15 protein-coding genes are annotated in these 17,380 nt (G+C 62.2%); 7 read left to right on the forward strand and 8 right to left on the reverse strand.

The features are described from left to right. Positions 1 to 15: 15 nt before the first annotated feature. The 6 genes from gatB to pepN all read right to left on the reverse strand — a co-directional run bounded on the left by gatB (position 16) and on the right by pepN (position 7,867). Positions 16 to 1,527, reverse strand: a complete 1,512-nt coding sequence (gatB, locus tag CFI11_RS08565; RefSeq protein ID WP_130404974.1) for an Asp-tRNA(Asn)/Glu-tRNA(Gln) amidotransferase subunit GatB — start codon at positions 1,525 to 1,527, stop codon at positions 16 to 18. A gap of 72 nt (positions 1,528 to 1,599) precedes the next feature. Beyond that, positions 1,600 to 2,922, reverse strand: a complete 1,323-nt coding sequence (locus CFI11_RS08570) for a hypothetical protein (protein WP_130404976.1) — start codon at positions 2,920 to 2,922, stop codon at positions 1,600 to 1,602. Between the two features lie 306 nt (positions 2,923 to 3,228). Continuing rightward, a complete protein-coding gene (locus tag CFI11_RS08575) occupies positions 3,229 to 4,131 on the reverse strand; it encodes an alpha/beta fold hydrolase (protein ID WP_130404978.1) in 903 nt (300 codons plus the stop codon). A 6-nt stretch (positions 4,132 to 4,137) separates the two neighbouring features. Next, on the reverse strand, positions 4,138 to 4,572 hold the full coding sequence (locus tag CFI11_RS08580) for a hypothetical protein (protein ID WP_130404980.1): 435 nt from the start codon (positions 4,570 to 4,572) through the stop codon (positions 4,138 to 4,140). Continuing rightward, positions 4,572 to 5,312: an SDR family oxidoreductase gene (locus tag CFI11_RS08585; protein ID WP_130404982.1), complete on the reverse strand. Its 741-nt coding sequence runs from the start codon at positions 5,310 to 5,312 to the stop codon at positions 4,572 to 4,574. Before CFI11_RS08585 ends, CFI11_RS08580 begins: the two co-directional genes overlap by 1 nt. Further along, the gene (gene pepN, locus CFI11_RS08590) at positions 5,309 to 7,867 is read right to left on the reverse strand and encodes an aminopeptidase N (RefSeq protein ID WP_130404984.1); all 2,559 of its coding nucleotides are present in this window, start codon (positions 7,865 to 7,867) and stop codon (positions 5,309 to 5,311) included. The genes CFI11_RS08585 and pepN overlap by 4 nt, the downstream gene beginning before the upstream one ends. 108 nt (positions 7,868 to 7,975) lie before the next feature. On the opposite strand from pepN, the gene CFI11_RS08595 reads away from it, so the two are divergent. From CFI11_RS08595 to CFI11_RS08625, 7 genes are all read left to right on the forward strand, one after another. After that, entirely contained in the window at positions 7,976 to 8,185 is a 210-nt protein-coding gene (locus CFI11_RS08595; protein WP_130404986.1) for a hypothetical protein, read from the forward strand. A gap of 39 nt (positions 8,186 to 8,224) precedes the next feature. Further along, positions 8,225 to 9,730 (forward strand): FAD-binding domain-containing protein, encoded by a 1,506-nt coding sequence (locus CFI11_RS08600; RefSeq protein WP_130404988.1) that lies wholly within the window; start codon positions 8,225 to 8,227, stop codon positions 9,728 to 9,730. Then, complete coding sequence (locus tag CFI11_RS08605; RefSeq protein ID WP_130404990.1) at positions 9,730 to 9,888, forward strand: DUF2256 domain-containing protein; 159 nt, start codon at positions 9,730 to 9,732, stop codon at positions 9,886 to 9,888. The genes CFI11_RS08600 and CFI11_RS08605 overlap by 1 nt, the downstream gene beginning before the upstream one ends. A gap of 76 nt (positions 9,889 to 9,964) precedes the next feature. Continuing rightward, on the forward strand, positions 9,965 to 10,942 hold the full coding sequence (locus CFI11_RS08610) for a Hint domain-containing protein (protein WP_130404992.1): 978 nt from the start codon (positions 9,965 to 9,967) through the stop codon (positions 10,940 to 10,942). 105 nt (positions 10,943 to 11,047) lie between these two features. Then, complete coding sequence (locus CFI11_RS08615) at positions 11,048 to 13,189, forward strand: malate synthase G (RefSeq protein WP_130404994.1); 2,142 nt, start codon at positions 11,048 to 11,050, stop codon at positions 13,187 to 13,189. Between the two features lie 78 nt (positions 13,190 to 13,267). Next, positions 13,268 to 13,693 carry a heme-binding protein gene (locus CFI11_RS08620; RefSeq protein ID WP_130404996.1) on the forward strand — a complete coding sequence of 142 codons (426 nt, stop codon included), beginning with the start codon at positions 13,268 to 13,270 and terminating at the stop codon, positions 13,691 to 13,693. Between the two features lie 101 nt (positions 13,694 to 13,794). Beyond that, positions 13,795 to 14,571 carry a gamma-glutamyl-gamma-aminobutyrate hydrolase family protein gene (locus tag CFI11_RS08625; RefSeq protein WP_130404998.1) on the forward strand — a complete coding sequence of 259 codons (777 nt, stop codon included), beginning with the start codon at positions 13,795 to 13,797 and terminating at the stop codon, positions 14,569 to 14,571. Between the two features lie 35 nt (positions 14,572 to 14,606). Here CFI11_RS08625 and CFI11_RS08630 read toward each other — a convergent pair whose 3' ends face one another. Further along, the gene (locus CFI11_RS08630; protein WP_130405000.1) at positions 14,607 to 16,847 is read right to left on the reverse strand and encodes a molybdopterin cofactor-binding domain-containing protein; all 2,241 of its coding nucleotides are present in this window, start codon (positions 16,845 to 16,847) and stop codon (positions 14,607 to 14,609) included. A gap of 3 nt (positions 16,848 to 16,850) precedes the next feature. Next, positions 16,851 to 17,315 carry a (2Fe-2S)-binding protein gene (locus CFI11_RS08635; RefSeq protein WP_130405002.1) on the reverse strand — a complete coding sequence of 155 codons (465 nt, stop codon included), beginning with the start codon at positions 17,313 to 17,315 and terminating at the stop codon, positions 16,851 to 16,853. Positions 17,316 to 17,380 lie beyond the last annotated feature (65 nt).

The raw sequence follows: 17,380 nt of genomic DNA on the forward strand, positions 1-17,380 counted from the left end.
TGTCTAGTCGAGGGATCAAAGGCCCAGCTTTGCGCTCACGATCTCGTTCACGGCCTTCGGGTTGGCCTTGCCGCCCGTTGCCTTCATGACCTGACCCACGAACCAGCCCGCCAGTTTCGGGTTTTGCTTGGCCTTTTCCACCTGAGCGGGGTTGTCGGCGATCACCTGATCCACCGCGGCCTCGATCGCGCCGGTATCGGTGACCTGCTTCATGCCTTCGGTTTCGACGATCTCTGACGGCTCACGTCCCGACGTATAAGCGATTTCAAAGACGTCCTTTGCGATCTTGCCGCTGATATCGCCCTTCTGGATCAATTCGATGATCTGGCCCAGTTGCGTGGGGCTGATGGGGCTTTCGGTGATGTCGTGATCTTCCTTTTTCAGCCGCCCGAAAAGTTCGTTGATGACCCAATTGGCGGCGAGCTTTCCGTCGCGTCCCTCGGCCACGGCCTCGAAATAAGCGGCTGACTCAACCTCTGCCGTCAGCACCGACGCATCATAGTCCGAGAGGCTGAAATCATTGATAAAGCGCGCTTTCTTCTCGTCCGGCAATTCCGGCAGGCTGGTCTCGATATCATCCACCCAGGCCTGTTCGATCTCCAGCGGCAGCAGATCCGGGTCGGGGAAATAGCGGTAATCGTGCGCCTCTTCCTTGGACCGCATCGACCGGGTCTCGCCCTTGTCAGGGTCATAGAGCCGGGTTTCCTGCTCCACCTTGCCGCCGGCTTCGACAATGGCGATCTGGCGGCGGGCCTCGACGTCGATGGCCTGCTGAATGAACCGCATGGAGTTCATGTTCTTGATCTCGCAGCGCGTCCCCAGATGGGAGAAGTCCTGCGTCTCCTGATAGCGCTCATAGGCGCCTGGCTCGCAGATCGACACGTTCACGTCCGCGCGCAGGTTGCCGTTCTGCATGTTACCGTCGCAGGTGCCCAAATAGCGCAGGATCTGGCGCAGCTTGGCAATATACGCGGCGGCCTCTTCGGGGCCGCGGATGTCCGGCCTCGAGACGATCTCCATCAGCGCCACGCCCGTGCGGTTAAGGTCCACAAAGGACATCGCCGGGTCCATGTCGTGGATCGACTTGCCCGCATCCTGTTCCAGGTGAATACGCTCGATCCGTACGCGGCGGGCGATGCCTTCGCCCATCTCGACGATGACTTCGCCTTCACCCACGATGGGGTGGTAAAGCTGACTGATCTGGTAGCCCTGCGGCAGATCCGGGTAGAAATAGTTCTTGCGGTCGAACGCGCTGCGCAGGTTGATCTCGGCCTTCAGACCCAGCCCGGTGCGCACCGCCTGTTCGACACAATATTCGTTGATGACCGGCAGCATGCCCGGCATCGCGGCGTCCACGAAAGAGACGTTGGAATTCGGCTCTGCCCCGAACGCGGTCGACGCGCCCGAAAAGAGCTTGGCGTTGGAACTGACCTGGGCGTGCACCTCCATCCCGATGACCAATTCCCAGTCCTGTTTGGCTCCGGCAATCGTTTTCACCTTCGGGGGCTCGAACGTCAGGTCCAGCATCGCACACCGCCTTGTCGCATCAGAAAATCAGATTGCGTTCTAGGCGACAGGTTGGGTCGGGGCAAGGGGCCTTCACACGGTGGCTTGCTGGTCGGTCGTGGCCAGACTGGCCCCGCGTCCCCGTTCGAGATCTTCGCGGAAAAGATCCCCGATGACGCGCTGGGCGTTGGCCCGTCCGCGTGCGGCGAACCTGTTGATCGATGTCACGCGCGCGGCGTTGTCAAATCCTTCGGCAGCGTGCGCCCAGACAAGCGGATGAACCTCGGTCAGATGATCCCGGATGATCCAGTCGGCAGCCGACATGATCTCTTGACGGGCGATGTCGGCATCTTCGCTGACACCCTGCCGACGCGCCAGGGCGGTCGAGCAATAGGAGGCCAGCAGATTGGCCGTTGCCTGATCTGACCGGCTGGTGAGGATGTCGTGCAGGCCATCGATGAAAAATGCGACGTCCACACGGGCGCAAGCCGTATCGTCAAGCGCGATGGCATCGAACATCACCCATGTGTAAGCGCCATTGCCCCAGATGTCATAGGTGCGGCCCGCGGTCCGTCTGGCTTCAAGCTCAAGGCGCTCGTAGCTTCCAAACCATTGTGGGAGCAGGTGATTGCCCATCGCGCGCATGTTACGGTAATTGTCGGGATCGAGGTCGATCAGGTCTTCGTAGTCATCCACCACGCGGTTTGCCGGTTCCGGCAGGCCGGCCAGCAGCGCGCAGCGGGCCGCCGCCAAACCCGGCGCGCTCAGTTCGATGGCGCAAAAGCCATCCAGAATTTCGATCGCGCGTTCGAAATGCGCAGCGAAGGAGGCACAATCCGCGTTTTTCTGCCGTCCCTTTTGCGCGCAAGATCGGCGGATCCAGCCAATATCGATATGCGCAAGCGCGACGACCAGGGAGATGGCATAGTCCCCCTTGTGGTCACGCAGCACGTCTTCCAGCGCGGTAATGCCCTCCAGCAGTTTCGCATCTCCGATCGCTCCGTCACTCAGAACCATATCTTCGGCGGCATAGACCACGTCGGCGCGTGCCCCGTAGGTCAGAAGATCGGCAACCGGCATGCCACCGGCGGTGCATTGTCTTGACGTTTCACATCTACGAATACGCTCGGCCAACTCGTCCCAGCGATCCTGCCGCGCAAGAAACTGTCCCGCGACCTGATGTTCCTGACGCTCGGCTTCGTCCTGACTGATATCGCAGAACGGGATATCAAGCCGTGCCTCAACCGTCGGATCGACCGCCGCTACCGGCGGCGTTTGTTGGGTTTTCTTTCGCAGGGCCTGAACCGCCTGCAGAATGCTCGCGCCCTTTGGCGCAGGCAATCGGCCGATCCAGCCTTCGGCCTGCCTGCGCGAACTGCGCACCAACCGGTTCACCATATCAGAAACGTGATCCATAATACCCGCCTAATCGTTACCTTGACGCTTTATCGCGTCTGTTTCGGGCGCAAAAAGGGCAAGGGTGGGGTGTTATGCAGACCAAAGGCGAGGTTAAGTCACCAATCGCCGAAGTTTCGGCAAATTATCTGTAATCGAGCCGCTAATTCGCCCATTTCGTTAACAAAATCGGCTTTAGTGGCATGTTCTGCGTATTGGTGAGATCCGCGTCACGATACGCCATATCGCTGAAATCTCACTGGCAAAGGACGCATCGGTTGGTCCTGCTGCAAGGGGCGTCTTTCGACTTGCACCCGCCGCCGTCGATCAGTCTATCCCCAACTTCGCGCGCATCAAATCGAAGAGGCCGGGCACCGTCAGCAGCAGAAGATGTCCTTGATCCTTGAACACCAGCGCCTCTGCCTGCGGAAGGCGGTCGGAAAACCGCCGGATGGCCCGGGCCGAAAAGACCGGATCATGCTCGCCATGAAAGAGGAAGATAGGCACCTCTGCGAGGTCCGCCTTGTTGGCGTTGGTCCAGCCAAGAAGGGCCAGACCGTGAGATCGGGCCAGGTCCACGTCGGGCATGGTCACCCTTTGTTGCCGCTCCTCCAGCAAAACCTCGGCACTTGCCGCTTCAATCGCGTCGCGCTCTGTCCGTGGGCCGTAAAGCAGCGTCCGGAAATATTCCGGCCAATAGACCGACCGGCTCAGGGACCCGGTCCGGCTCGCGGCGGAGAGCAGGTCTCCGGCCCCTTTCAAACCGGCGATGTAAGGCTGGGGCAGGGGAACGGCGGAAGAGACGCCCGCGATCTTGATCTCCATCTCGGGGTCGGCGCGCCGCAGCCTCTTGGCGCTTTCCATCGCAATTGCCGAACCGGTCGAGAAACCGACAAAATAGACCCGTTTGATACCTGTGCTCTGAACGAAGATCGAAATCGTCTCGGCAGCCCTGCGCAGCGAAAGGCTTTCGCTGCGCCCCCTTCCATCCATGCCGGGCAAACGGTAAAACGCCACGCTCAAACGGTCGCTGCGCCATTGCTGCAGCGGGGCCAGAACACCGACGGACGACAAGGCGCCCGGAATGCCGATCACCAATGTGTCCGCCTGCGCGATCTTCTCAGGCTCGAACAGCATCGGGTTCAGCGGCAGGGCATAGCTTTGCCGGTGATCTCCCGCACATGCCGCCAGAACCACGGCGCAAACCAATGTCAAAACGACCCGGAGCATGCGATCTTACCCGAGCAAGCTGAAATGATGCCGCTCGACCCGGATGCCGCGTTCCTCGAACGCGGTTTCAAGCGTTTTGTGATCGGGCAACGCCTCATGCGGCACGCGAATGCGCTTTTGGCTCTTCAGCACTGCACTCACCCGCACCGACAGATCCAACCTGGTGTCAAAACGCATGTGATCGATCTCGGACAACGACAATGTGACGCTGCGTCGGCCACTGTGCCAGTCGAGCGCGCCCTGATCGAGGCGCAGTCCGGCGCTGGGATTGACGTAGAGATCATAGAGCGCGGGCAACGTGCTGAGCGCCAAAAGCGCGATGATCCACAGACGCGCATCGAAGAGGATATGGATCGCAGCGAGCGCCACATAGATGAGCCCCACCACGATGCCTGCGCGCCAGGTGCGCCCTTGGGTCGTATATGCGAATGGCGCATTCATTAACGTCCGCCGGTGACATCCAGTGTTGTGCCCGTCACGTAAGATGCCTTTTGCGAGGCCAGCCATAAAATCGCCTCTGCCACCTCCTCTGCCGTCCCCTTCCGGCGCATTGGAACCATCGGGGCAAGGCGGTCTGCCCGGTCAGGCTCTCCTCCTTTTGCGTGGATTGCGGTGTCTATGATCCCCGGACGCACGGACGTCACGCGGATATTGTCTGCCGCGACCTCATCCGACAATCCCTTTGTGAAGGTGTCGATGGCGGCTTTGGACGCGGCATAATCCACATATTGATTTCCAGACCCAAGCCTTGCCGCGGCAGAGGAGATGTTGATGATCGCACCCCCGTCGCCTTGCGCCTGCATCCGGATCACGGCCTCCTTGGCCATCAGCATCGCGCCGATGACGTTGATATTGAACATGCGCGTCAGCCGGTCTTCGGTCATGTCGGTCAGCTTCGCGCTCTGATCGACGATGCCGGCGTTGTTCACCAGCACGTCGATCCGCCCGAATGCGTGCTCGAGTGCATCATAGATGACCGCGCGGTCCTCCGCCCGGCTGACGTCTCCGGGGCAAAGCACACAGCGCGCGCCCTCAGCTTCGGCGAGACGGGCTGCCGCCGCGGCCCCGTCGCGGTCGCTCCGATAGTTGAGCGCCAGATCGTAGTCCGGGCTCGCCAGGCGCGCCGTCGCCGCCCCGATCCCTGCGGAGGCACCGGTGATCAGCATCACGGGCCGGCTCATGGTTTGGCACTCAGGATACGGGTCACCATCTCGGTCGTGTCGCGCGACAGTTTGGGCGTCTCTGCGATGCGGGTCAGTTGGGCGCGGATCAAGGCCTGACGATCCTCATCGTAGCGCGTCCAGGTCTGGAACGCGCTGCACATTCGTGCCGTGGTCTGCGGGTTCACCGGATCAAGCTGGATCAGCCAATCCGCCAAAAGCATATAACCCGCACCGCCGGACGCATGAAAACCGGCATGGTTCATCGCAAGTGCCCCTATGGTGGCCCGGAAGCGATTGGGGTTCTTCCAGTTGAAATCGGGGTGCCGTGTCAGCGTTTCGGCCACTCCGACCGCCTTTTCGGGGGACGCCTTCATCACCTGAAGGCCGAACCATTTGTCGATGACCAGACGGTCATCTTGCCATTGCTCATAAAACGCCGCCAGTTCGGCCTCTCCCTTGCCCTCCGACAGAAGGCAGGACAGCGCGGCCAGTTGCAGCGTCATGTTATCGGCATTCGCGTATTGTTTTGCGGCCTCTTCGCCCCCGTCGAGGCAACTCAGCAGCGACAGCACCGCGTTGCCAAGCGCCCGCTTGCCCGATTGTTCGGCGTCCGGAGCGTAAGGGGCATCGACCTGCATCTGCGCATAAAGGCGCGGCAGAGCATCCTGCACATGTTGGGCCAATGCCTGTTTCAGTGTTTCGGATGCGGTCCAGATCGCCATGGGGTCCGGTGTGATGCCGGCCTCGGCAAGGCTGCCGGCCAGATCCGACTGACCCGGTTGGCTTAACATCAGTGCCCGGTAAGCCGGATCGAGTGTGTCGTCCCGCAGAACCGCGCGGACCCCGTCGAGGTAATCGGCATCCGGGGCCGCCCCTTCGGTCGCCATCTTCGTGAGCGTGTCCCGAGCCAGGGCGCGACCGGCCTCCCAGCGGTTGGTGGGGTCGGTGTCATGGGCCAGCAGGAAGGCGCGTTCGGCGTTGTCCGTCTGCCGTTCCAGGATCACCGGCGCCGAAAAGCCGCGCAAGACCGAGGGGACGGGCTTGGCCGCCAGTCCGTCAAAGGAAAAGCTCTGTTCGGCCTCGGTCAGCTCCAGCAGCTGCGTTTCCAGCACCTCATCGCCATTCGGACCAAGCAGCCCCACGGCAATGGGAATGACCTGCGGCTGCGGTGCCGGCGTGGTGGCGCTGGGCTTGAGCGTTTGCTTGAAGCTCAGCGTATAGGTGCCGTCGGCCCAATCCTCGCTCACCGTCACGCGCGGCGTGCCGGCCTGCGAATACCAGCGTTTGAACTGGCTCAGATCGCGGTCCGTGACATCTTCGAAGACCTTGAGCCAGTCCTCGATCGTGCAGGCCTCTCCGTCATGACGCGCAAAGTAGAGATCCAGCGCCTCCGCATAGGCCTGATCGCCCACGAGCCGTTTGAGCATCCCGATCACTTCCGCGCCCTTTTCGTAGACCGTCGCGGTGTAGAAGTTGTTGATCTCCTGAAAACTCTCGGGCCGCACGGGGTGCGACAGCGGGCCGTTGTCTTCGGGAAACTGCCGCGCGCGCAGGTCGATCACGTCGCGGATGCGCTTGACCGGTTCGGAGCGCACGTCCGAGGTGAATTGCGCATCCCGGAACACCGTCAGACCCTCTTTGAGGCAGAGTTGGAACCAGTCCCGACAGGTGATCCGATTGCCGGTCCAGTTGTGAAAATACTCATGTGCGATGATCGCCTCGATCCGCTCGAAGTTGTCGTCGGTCGAGGTTTCGGGCGAGGCGAGCACGGCGGACGAGTTGAAGATATTCAGCCCCTTGTTCTCCATCGCGCCCATGTTGAAATCATCGACGGCCACGATGTTGAAGACGTCCAGATCGTATTCACGGCCATAGACGTCCTCGTCCCATTTCATCGACTTTTTCAGCGCTTCCATTCCAAACGCGCATTTATGTTCATCGCCGGGGCGGACCCACAGGTTCAGCGCGACGTCCTTGCCCGAGATGGTGGTGAAGCTGTCGGAATGCGCCACCAACTCGCCTGCAACCAACGCAAACAGATAGGCCGGTTTGGGCCATGGATCGTGCCAGACGGCCCGTCCGTCCTCCCGCGTGACCGGATTGCCGTTCGACAGCAAAACAGGCAGGTCGCCCTTGATCTCAACCGTGAACACGCTCATCACATCCGGCCGGTCCGGGTAGTAGGTGATCTTGCGAAACCCTTCGGCCTCGCATTGCGTGGAATACATGCCGTTCGACATATAAAGCCCTTCCAAAGCCGTGTTGGTCTGGGGCGAGATTTCCACCTCCGCCTCCCAGACAAAGGGTGCATCGGGGGCCGGGCAGGTGAGGCCTTCGTCGGTGACGTCCGGGCTCACCTCCGTTCCGTCGATCCTGGCCCGGATCAGCTTGAGCTCCTCCCCATGAAGAAAGAACCGCCGGTCTTTTGCGTCCGGATTTGGTCGAAAGGCGATCCGGGATGTCACGCGTGTTGCCGTGGGATGCAGATCGAACGTCAGCTTTACCTCGTCAACGACATAACCGAACGGCTCGTAGTCCCTGAGATAGATCGTGGTCGGGGCAGCATCGCGCATGGGGGCTCCTTTGGCAGAACAATGGAACTTCGGACATGGCCTGCACGTTAGGCAGGTGAGCGGGGCGCCGCAAGGCGCCGTCGAAACAGAACGAAAAGGAGCGATCAGATGTCGGCACCCGACACAAACATCGAGAAACAGGAACGCCGCCACGCACCGTCCTTGCTGGGCATCGGGGCGGCCGTCGTCTTCGGCTTGGCGATGTTGGTGGGGCTGCTGATCTATGTCACGTCGAACGGCGCTGCGCCAACAGCAGACGCGGTGACGAATACTGACCAGGCGAAAATTCTGAACCCGGTCAACACCAACGACAACTGATCTCTGGCTGTTCGCGCTGCGCGACTTAGTTTGCCCGCAATGACGGTCATTCTTTGGTTCAAGCGCGATCTTCGTATCTACGATCATGCGGCACTCGCCCATGCCTCAGGCATTGGGCGCGTGTTGCCGCTTTATATTCTGGAGCCGAAGTGGTGGTCTCAACCCGACATGTCCGGCCGGCAATTCGACTTCGTTCGCGAGGCGGTCGATGATCTTGGCGATCAACTCTCCACCCTCGGCCTGGACCTTTGCCTTCGTGTCGGCAGGGCGGTGGATGTTCTGGAGGAGATGCGCCAACGATTGGGCGCCAGACATCTCGTCAGTCACGAGGAGACCGGCAATGCGTGGACCTTCGCCCGGGATCGCGCGGTTGCGGACTGGGCTGCGGGGCAGGGTGTCCGGTGGCACGAACTCCCGCAATCGGGCGTTGTTCGTCGTCTTGAAGGGCGGGATGGCTGGGCAAAGCAGCGCAATACCTACTTGCGACAGCCGCAGATCGATCCTCCGGCACAGATTGAGGGTTTGGTCGCCCCCTCCGATCCCTGGCCCGATCTGGGATTGCACGACCCTTGTCCGCATCGCCAGACAGGGGGACGGCGCGCGGCCTTGTCCCTGCTAGGCGGTTTCCTGACAGAGCGTGGGCGGACCTATCGCAGCGCGATGTCGTCGCCCCTGACGGGCGAGACGGCCTGTTCGCGCCTGTCTCCGCATCTCGCGTGGGGGACCATATCAGGCCGGGAAGCGGCGCAGGCGGCAGGCGCACGGCAGCGGGAGGTGAAAGGCACGCGCGAGGGCTGGGGCGGTTCGCTGAAATCGTTTCAGGCGCGCCTCGCGTGGCGCGACCATTTCATGCAAAAACTCGAGGACGAGCCGGCCCTTGAGCAGCGTTGTCTGCACATGGCCTATGAGGGGATGAGGCCGATGGAGCCTGATCGCGTGCGGCTGGAGGCTTGGCAGAACGGTGAAACCGGCCTGCCTTTCGTGGATGCCTGCATGCGCTATCTTTCGGCCACGGGTTGGCTGAACTTCCGTATGCGCTCTATGGTGACGGCGGTCGCGTCCTATCATCTCTGGCTCGATTGGCGGGTGAGCGGTCTGCACCTGGCGCGTCAGTTCACCGATTTCGAACCCGGCATCCACTGGCCCCAGGTGCAAATGCAGTCCGGGACGACGGGGATGAATACCATCCGCATCTACAATCCGATCAAACAGGGGCGCGATCAGGATCCCGACGGTGTGTTCACGCGTCGTTGGGTGCCCGAACTGGCGGATGTTCCCGACAAATATCTTCAGGAACCTTGGAAATGGGAACATGCATCCCAACTCCGATATCCGCCACCCATCGTCGACGTGGCAGCGGCGGCAAAGGCCGCGCGCGATGCCGTTTTCGCCGTCCGCCGGGGCGCCCAGTTTCGCAAAGAGGCAGAACGCGTGATCGACAAACATGCCAGCCGGAAAGACCCGCAAGGACATTTCGTGAATGATCGCGCGCCCCGACGACGGCGCGCCAAGCCGGATGACCGCCAGATGGGTTTTGAGTTCTGATGCCGCGCCAACGTCGAAAATCCGACCTTCCCAGCAAGATCTGCCAAACCTGCGGGCGTCCGTTCACATGGCGCAAGAAGTGGGCGCAGGTCTGGGAAGAGGTTCTCTACTGCTCTGAAAGATGTCGGCGGATGCGCAACACCCGGTCGCAAAGCTGACACAAAGACTGGCCAATTTGGCCCATATCGACGCAGATAACAGACTACACCGCAATTCCGAACAATCAGGTAACCCGTGCCCTTTCTTTACATTTACAGCCCATCTGATTTCGTCACTGGCCTGCCCGATGAACAGAATGCGCAAGCGGCCGGGTCGCCGACATTCACGCTGACCCTGCTGCCGGACGCAAATCCGACACTGATCGAAGTCACCGATGACGACACTGTCTTTGACGAGGTTGATGGCAGCCAGGTGCTGACCAGCGACGTCACCATCGACGGCACATTCTATGCCGCGGGCACCTCGATCAATACGGCCTACGATCTCATCAACACCGTGTCTGGCCACAAGGTCACCTCGCTTCATTTCGGGGGTGACGGCTTTCAGCAGGGCGCTGTTGACGGGCTGGTGTCCACGCAACCGCTGTTGCCGGGGCAAAGCTATACGTTCAACACGGAACGCACGTCGCATCGCGAAAACAACCTCTATGACGACTATGTTGCCTGCTTTACCAAGGGCACGCGCATTCGCACGCCCTTTGGCGGCCGCCGGATCGAGACGCTGCGGTCGGGTAACCTGGTCGAGACACTGGATCATGGCGCGCAGCCCCTGCGCTGGGTGGGCCAGAGAGAGGTCGAGGCGCAGGGCGCCTTCGCTCCCATCCGCTTTGCGCCGGGGGCTTTGGGCAACAACCGTGCGCTTCTGGTCTCTCCCGAACACCGGATGCTGATCACCGATCCGCGTCTTCAGCTTCTCATCGGCACCGAAGACGCCCTTGTCCCCGCCAAATCCCTGGTCAATGGCCGGGATGTGACACGGGAGGAGGGCGGCACGGTGACCTATATGCATCTTCTCTTTGACGACCATGAGATTGTTTTCGCCGAAGGCACGCCAAGCGAGGCATTGTTGCTAAGCGATCTGAGCCTCGCGGGTTTGCCACCAGATGCAATGGCCGAAGCGAGGGCGCTCTTTCCGGATATCTTCGCCCAGGACGTCAAGGCCGCCCGACCCTGTTTGCGGGGATATGAGGCGGAATTGCTCTTTGCCGCGTGAAATCGGCAAAATTGGTCAAATGACCTGACCGCGTCTGTTGCCTATAGGAAACTTTCGTTCTAATGAGCGGCATACCATCGTGTGCACATGAGGAACGGAGGGGTCATGAGCAACCGCCAAGAGGTTAACGGGCTACAGGTCGCGCCTGAGCTGATGGATTTCATCGAAAACCGCGCTTTGCCCGGAACAGGCGTATCGTCGGAGGCGTTCTGGACCGGGTTCGCCCGTATGGTCGAGGAGTTGACGCCGGACAACCGTGCGCTTCTGGACAAGCGGGAGGCAATCCAGACCCAGATCGACGACTGGCATCTGGCGCATCGGGGCCAGGCCCATGATCACAAGGCCTATCGCGCCTTTCTGGAGGAGATTGGATATCTGGTTCCAGAAGGAGATGCCTTCGAGATCGAGACCCAGAATGTCGATGCCGAGATTGCCTCGGTCCCCGGGCCGCAGCTTGTGGTGCCGATCACCAATGCGCGGTATGCGCTGAACGCGGCCAACGCCCGCTGGGGCAGCCTTTATGATGGGTTTTACGGGACCGACGCGATGGGCTCCACCCCTCCCAAAGGTGGCTATGACAAGGGGCGCGGTGCGCGCGTGGTGGCGCGGGCACGTGTCTTTTTGGACCAGGCTTTCCCGATCGAGGGCACCAGCCACGCCGATGCGCGCCGCTATTATGTGCATGATGGGGCGTTGCTGATCGATGACCAACCTCTTGCGCAGCCTGAGAAATTCGTGGGCTATCGCGGCCATCCCAAGGCGCCGGATGCAGTGTTGCTGGTCAATAACGGACTGCATGTCGAACTGGTCTTTGACCGCACCCACCCCATCGGCAGCCGCGATCAGGCGGGGCTGGCAGATGTGGTGATGGAAAGCGCTGTCTCCGCCATCATGGATTGCGAGGATTCGGTGGCCTGCGTGGATGCCGAGGACAAGGTGCAGGCTTACGGCAATTGGCTGGGCCTGATGAAAGGCGATCTGGAGGAGACGTTCGAAAAGGGCGGCGCGACGCTGACCCGCAAGCTGAACGCCGACCGCGTCTACACGGCGCCCGACGGGTCAGAGATCACGCGCAAGGGCCGCGCGCTGATGCTGGTGCGCAATGTGGGCCACCTGATGACCAACCCGGCCATTCTGGACGCCTCCGGTGCCGAGGTGTTCGAGGGGCTGATGGATGCGCTCGTGACCACGCTGATCGCGATGCATGACCTGCAGCGCGACGGGGGCAACTCGGTCGAGGGGTCGGTCTATGTGGTCAAACCCAAGATGCACGGACCCGAGGAAGTGGCTTTCGCCGACCGTATCTTTACCCTGGTCGAGGAGATCCTCGGCCTGCCACAATACACCGTAAAGCTGGGCATCATGGACGAAGAGCGGCGCACGTCCGTGAACCTCAAGGAATGCATCCGGGCCGCCAAGCATCGCGTGGCGTTCATCAATACCGGGTTTCTCGACCGGACGGGTGATGAGATCCACACCTCGATGGAGGCGGGGCCGTTTTCGCGCAAGGATTTCATCAAGCGCAAGGGCTGGATCACGGCCTACGAAAACCTCAATGTCGATATCGGTCTGGAATGCGGGCTGCAGGGCCGCGCGCAGATCGGCAAGGGCATGTGGGCGATGCCCGACAAGATGGCGGCGATGGTCGAAACCAAGATCGAGCATCCCAAAGCAGGTGCGAATTGCGCCTGGGTGCCTAGCCCGACGGCGGCCACGTTGCACGCGCTGCATTACCACAAGGTGGATGTGCTGGCAGTGCAGGCCGCGCTGAAAGCGGGCGGGCGGCGCGCGCATGTGGACGGTATCCTCGATATTCCGCTCGCCAGTTTCCAGAAATGGGAGGACACGCAGATCCTGCGCGAGGTAGAGAACAACGCACAAGGCATCCTGGGCTATGTCGTGCGCTGGATCGATGCCGGTGTGGGCTGTTCGAAGGTGCCGGATATCAACGATGTGGGCCTGATGGAGGACCGCGCGACCTGTCGCATCTCGGCCCAGCATATCGCCAACTGGCTGCATCACGGCGTGGTCAGCCGCGATCAGGTGATGGAGGCGATGCAGAAGATGGCCAAGGTCGTGGACGGGCAGAACGCGGGGGATACCGGTTATCAGCCGATGGCGCCCGGCTTTGACGGCATCGCGTTTCAGGCGGCCTGCGATCTGGTCTTCGAGGGGCGGGTGCAGCCCTCGGGTTATACGGAGCCCGTGTTGCACAAACGGCGCCTGGAACGCAAAGCGGCGGGCTGATTGAGAGGGCGGGAGCGAGGGGCCAGCCCCTCGCGCTCCCCGGAGTTTACCTGGCAAGATGAAGAAGGAGTTGGGGCGATGAGTATTTCATTGCGCAAGGCGCGGACGATCATTCGCAAGGCGCTGGAAAAGGGGCGGGAGATGGAGTTGAAGCCGCTCTCGGTCGTGGTGCTGGATGCAGGCGGGCATGTACAGGCGTTCGAGCGGGAGGACGGGGCCTCTCCGGGGCGGTTCGCGATTGCGCATGGCAAGGCTTACGGATCGGTGATGCTGGGGCTTGCGGGCACGGCACAGATGGCAAGGGCCGAACAGCAGGCCTATTTCATGGCCGCAGCGAACGGGGTCTTTGGCGGCAACGTGGTGCCGGTGCCCGGCGGTGTGCTGGTGCGCGACAAGAAAGGGGCCTTGGTGGCGGCGGTCGGCGTGACCGGAGATACATCAGATAACGATGCTGCAGCAGCGATGGCGGGCATCGAGGCCGCGGGCCTGAGCGGTGAAATCTGAGGCATAAGCCGGGCCGCGCGCATCCCGCGCGCGGCAGCGCGGTTGCGAGGCGCGGGGCGAGCGGTTATCTTGACGGTTACGCAACAGATCAGGAACCCTCCATGGCTCGCCCTGTCGTCGGTATCATCGGCAATTCGTATCTGCTGAACGATCAATACCCCGCCCATGCCGGCGGCACGATGAATTCCGAGGCCATCGCCGGCGTGTCAGGCTGCGTGCCGATGCTGATCCCCGCCGATCCGCGTTATATGTCTGTCGAGGAGTTGATGGAGATCTGCGACGGGTTCCTGCTGACGGGGGGACGTCCGAACGTCCACCCGGAGGAGTATGGCGAGGCGGAGACCGAGGCGCATGGCGCCTTCGACCGAGCCCGCGATGCCATCACCCTGCCACTTGTGCGCGCCTGCGTGGAGCGGGGGCAACCGTTTCTCGGCGTCTGCCGGGGCTTTCAGGAGGTCAATGTCGCCATGGGCGGCTCGCTTTACCCGGAGATCCGGGATCTGCCGGGGCGTATGAACCACCGGATGCCGCCCGAGGGGACGCTGGAGGAGAAATTCGCGCTGCGCCATACGGTGACGCTGAAAGAGGGTGGAGTGTTCCACCAGCTTCTGGGCGCACCGGAGGTGATGACCAACACGCTGCACGGGCAGGGGATCAAGACCCCGGGTGCCCGCGTGGTGATCGAGGGCCATGCGCCCGACGGCACGCCCGAGGCGATCTATATCGACGGCGCGCCCGGTTTCACCCTGTCGGTTCAATGGCACCCCGAATGGGATGCGGCGAACGATCCCGTGTCGCGGCCCTTGTTCCGTGCCTTCGGTGATGCGGTGCGCGACTGGGCCGGTGGCAAGACGGTACGCTATCCGAAATCCGCCTGAAGAGAGGCCGGCCCCGCGCGAAAACGGCCCCCATTTCAGATCAGCAGATCAAAGGTTTTCGTGAGTGGTAGTTCGCGCGCGCGGATGCCGGTGAGATCGAAAAGCGCATTGCCGAGTGCGGGCATGGCGGGTGGGGTTCCGGGCTCTCCGGCGCCGCCCATATGCGGATTGGTCTCGAGCACACGCACCTCGACTGCGGGCGCCGTATGCATACGCAGGGCGTCGTAGTCGGGGAAGTTGAGCTGATCGACGGCGCCGTCGGTGAACGTAGTCTCTTCGAAACACGCCGCCGACAGGCCGTACATCATGCCACCGAACATTTGCGCCTCGATATTGCCCGGATCCAGCGCGATCCCCATGTCACAGGCAATCCAGGCCTTTGCAATTCGGATGGTCCCGTCTTCCTCCACCACCTCGATGACTTGCGCGACGGGCGTGCCGAAGCTGTAGGTGAAGGCCACGCCGCGCCCCACGCCCTCGGGCGTCTGGCCGGTCCAGCCTGACATGTCGCGCACGGCCTCGAGGCAACCCGCGCTGGGCGCGTGTTCCTCGCGCATCAGGGCGAGGCGAAACTCCAGCGGGTCGGCGCCGGCAGCATGGGCCATCTCGTCCAGAAACGTGTCGTGGAAGAACCCGTTGAACGAATTCCCGACCGAGCGCCAGAAGCCCACGGGCACGTTCAGGTCCGCCACATGTCCCCGGATGCGGTAGTTCGGGATCGCGTAGGGCTGGTTGAAGGCGCCTTCGACCAGCACCTTGTCCGGCCCTCCGGGCGGCAGGCCCGCGAGACGGTCCATCGCCTGAAAGACCGCAGACTGGGCCGAGACCTGACCGTCGAGCATCACCGCCGTGCCGTCCTTGACCGCACCACGGAATCGCGCCATCGCGCCGGGGCGGTAATAGTCATGCTGCATGTCCTCTTCCCGGCTCCAGGTCACCTGAACGGGCGTGTCGGGCACGGCCATGGCGACCCGGGTGGCCAGTTCGGCGAAATCAAGCTCGGCCCGGCGGCCGAAGCCACCGCCTAGGAGGGTGGTGTGGATGATGACTTGATCATTCTCCAGACCCGCGGTGTTGGCGCAGCGGGTTTGCTGGAAGGTGGGCGATTGGTTGCCGCACCAGATCTCCAGGCTGTCGCCGCGATAGATCGCCGTGGCGTTCATCGGTTCCATCGTCGCGTGGGCGAGATAGGGCAGCTTGTACTCCGCGCTGACCTCCGTCGCGCCTTCCGGCAGGGTCGAAACATCGCCATCGTCACGCAGGGCGGAATTGGCGTCTGCGTCGAACGCGGCTTCGATTATCTCAAACAGCGCATCCGTGGTCGGCGGGTTGGGGGAGGCCTCCCAATCTATCTCCACCGCCTCGGCGGCGCGCATGGCGAGCCATGTGTTGGTGGCCACGACCGCAATGCCGTTGCCCAGATCGACGATCTGTTCAACCCCTGGCATTGCCCGTGCTGCTGTGTCATCGTAAGAGGCCATGCCCCCGCCCAGATGCGGGTTCATGCGGACGGTCGCGAATTTCATCCCCGGCAGGCGGACATCGACACCGAATTCCGCCGTTCCGGTCGCTTTGCCCACCATGTCGATGCGGGGCGTGGTCTTGCCCAGATAGCGCCATTCGCGTGCGTCGCGCAGGCCCGTGCGCACCGGGTCGATGGCGCTGGCCGTTTCGGCGAGTTCGGAATAGGTCAGCTCGGTCCCGTCGGGCGCGATCACCTTGCCGGCCTCGGTCCGCAGATCCGCACGGTTCACGCCCCATTGCTGGGCGGCCGCTTCTTTGAGGGTCTCGCGGGCGGTGGCACCCGCCTCGCGCATGCGGACGAACCCGTCCTTCATTGAGGTGGAGCCGCCGGTGACCTGCAGGTTCACGACCTTGCCCATCACGCCCAGAACCTCACCCACATTGTGCTGGAAGTCGCTGATATCGTAGCCTTTGTTGAGCAGGGCGTCACCGATCATCGCGCTGTTGTAATAGGCTTTGGCCGGTGGCCCGTGCAGGACGTGCACGTTCTCGAGGGTCACGTCCAGTTCTTCCGCGATCAGCGCGGCCCAGGTGGAGTGTACGCCTTGGCCCATTTCGGCACGCGGTGCGATCAGCGTCACACCCTGCTGGTCGACAAAGACGAACGGGTTCAACGCCGCTTCCCCCTCGCCGGGCTCCAGCGGGTTCGCGGCGGGGCGGCTTACCCAATAGGCGCCAAAGGCCACACCGCCCACGATGGCGGTCGACCCGATCAGAAAGGTGCGGCGGAGGATTTTACCGATGCTGGCCATCTCTTACGCCTCCTTCATCATCGCCGAGGCCGACTTGATCGCGGCCCGGATGCGCGGATAGGTCCCGCAGCGGCAAAGATTGCCCTGCATCGCATCGTTGATGTCTTCGTCCGTGGGATCCGGGTTTTCCGTCAGAAGCGCGGTTGCCTGCATGATCTGCCCCGACTGGCAGTACCCGCATTGTGCCACCTGCTCCTGCACCCAGGCGCGTTGGACAGCGGCCATCGCGTCCGGCGTGCCCACTCCCTCGATCGTGGTCACCTCGTCCCAGACATCGCCCAGGGCCACCTGGCAGCTGCGCACTGCCTCGCCACCGATATGCACCGTGCAGGCGCCGCAAGCGGCCACGCCGCAGCCGAATTTCGTGCCGGTCAGCCCGATCTCGTCCCGCAGGACCCAGAGGAGGGGAACATCCTCCGGCAAATCGACCTGATGGGCCGTTCCGTTGATGGTGAGAGATGTCGACATGGCTGAACCTCCGGCTGGCTGATCGTTCCTGACAATATTAGTTCAATATGTCAGGCTGTCAATTG

It is taken from the genome of Thalassococcus sp. S3 (genome assembly GCF_004216475.1).
Taxonomy (GTDB): Bacteria; Pseudomonadota; Alphaproteobacteria; order Rhodobacterales; family Rhodobacteraceae.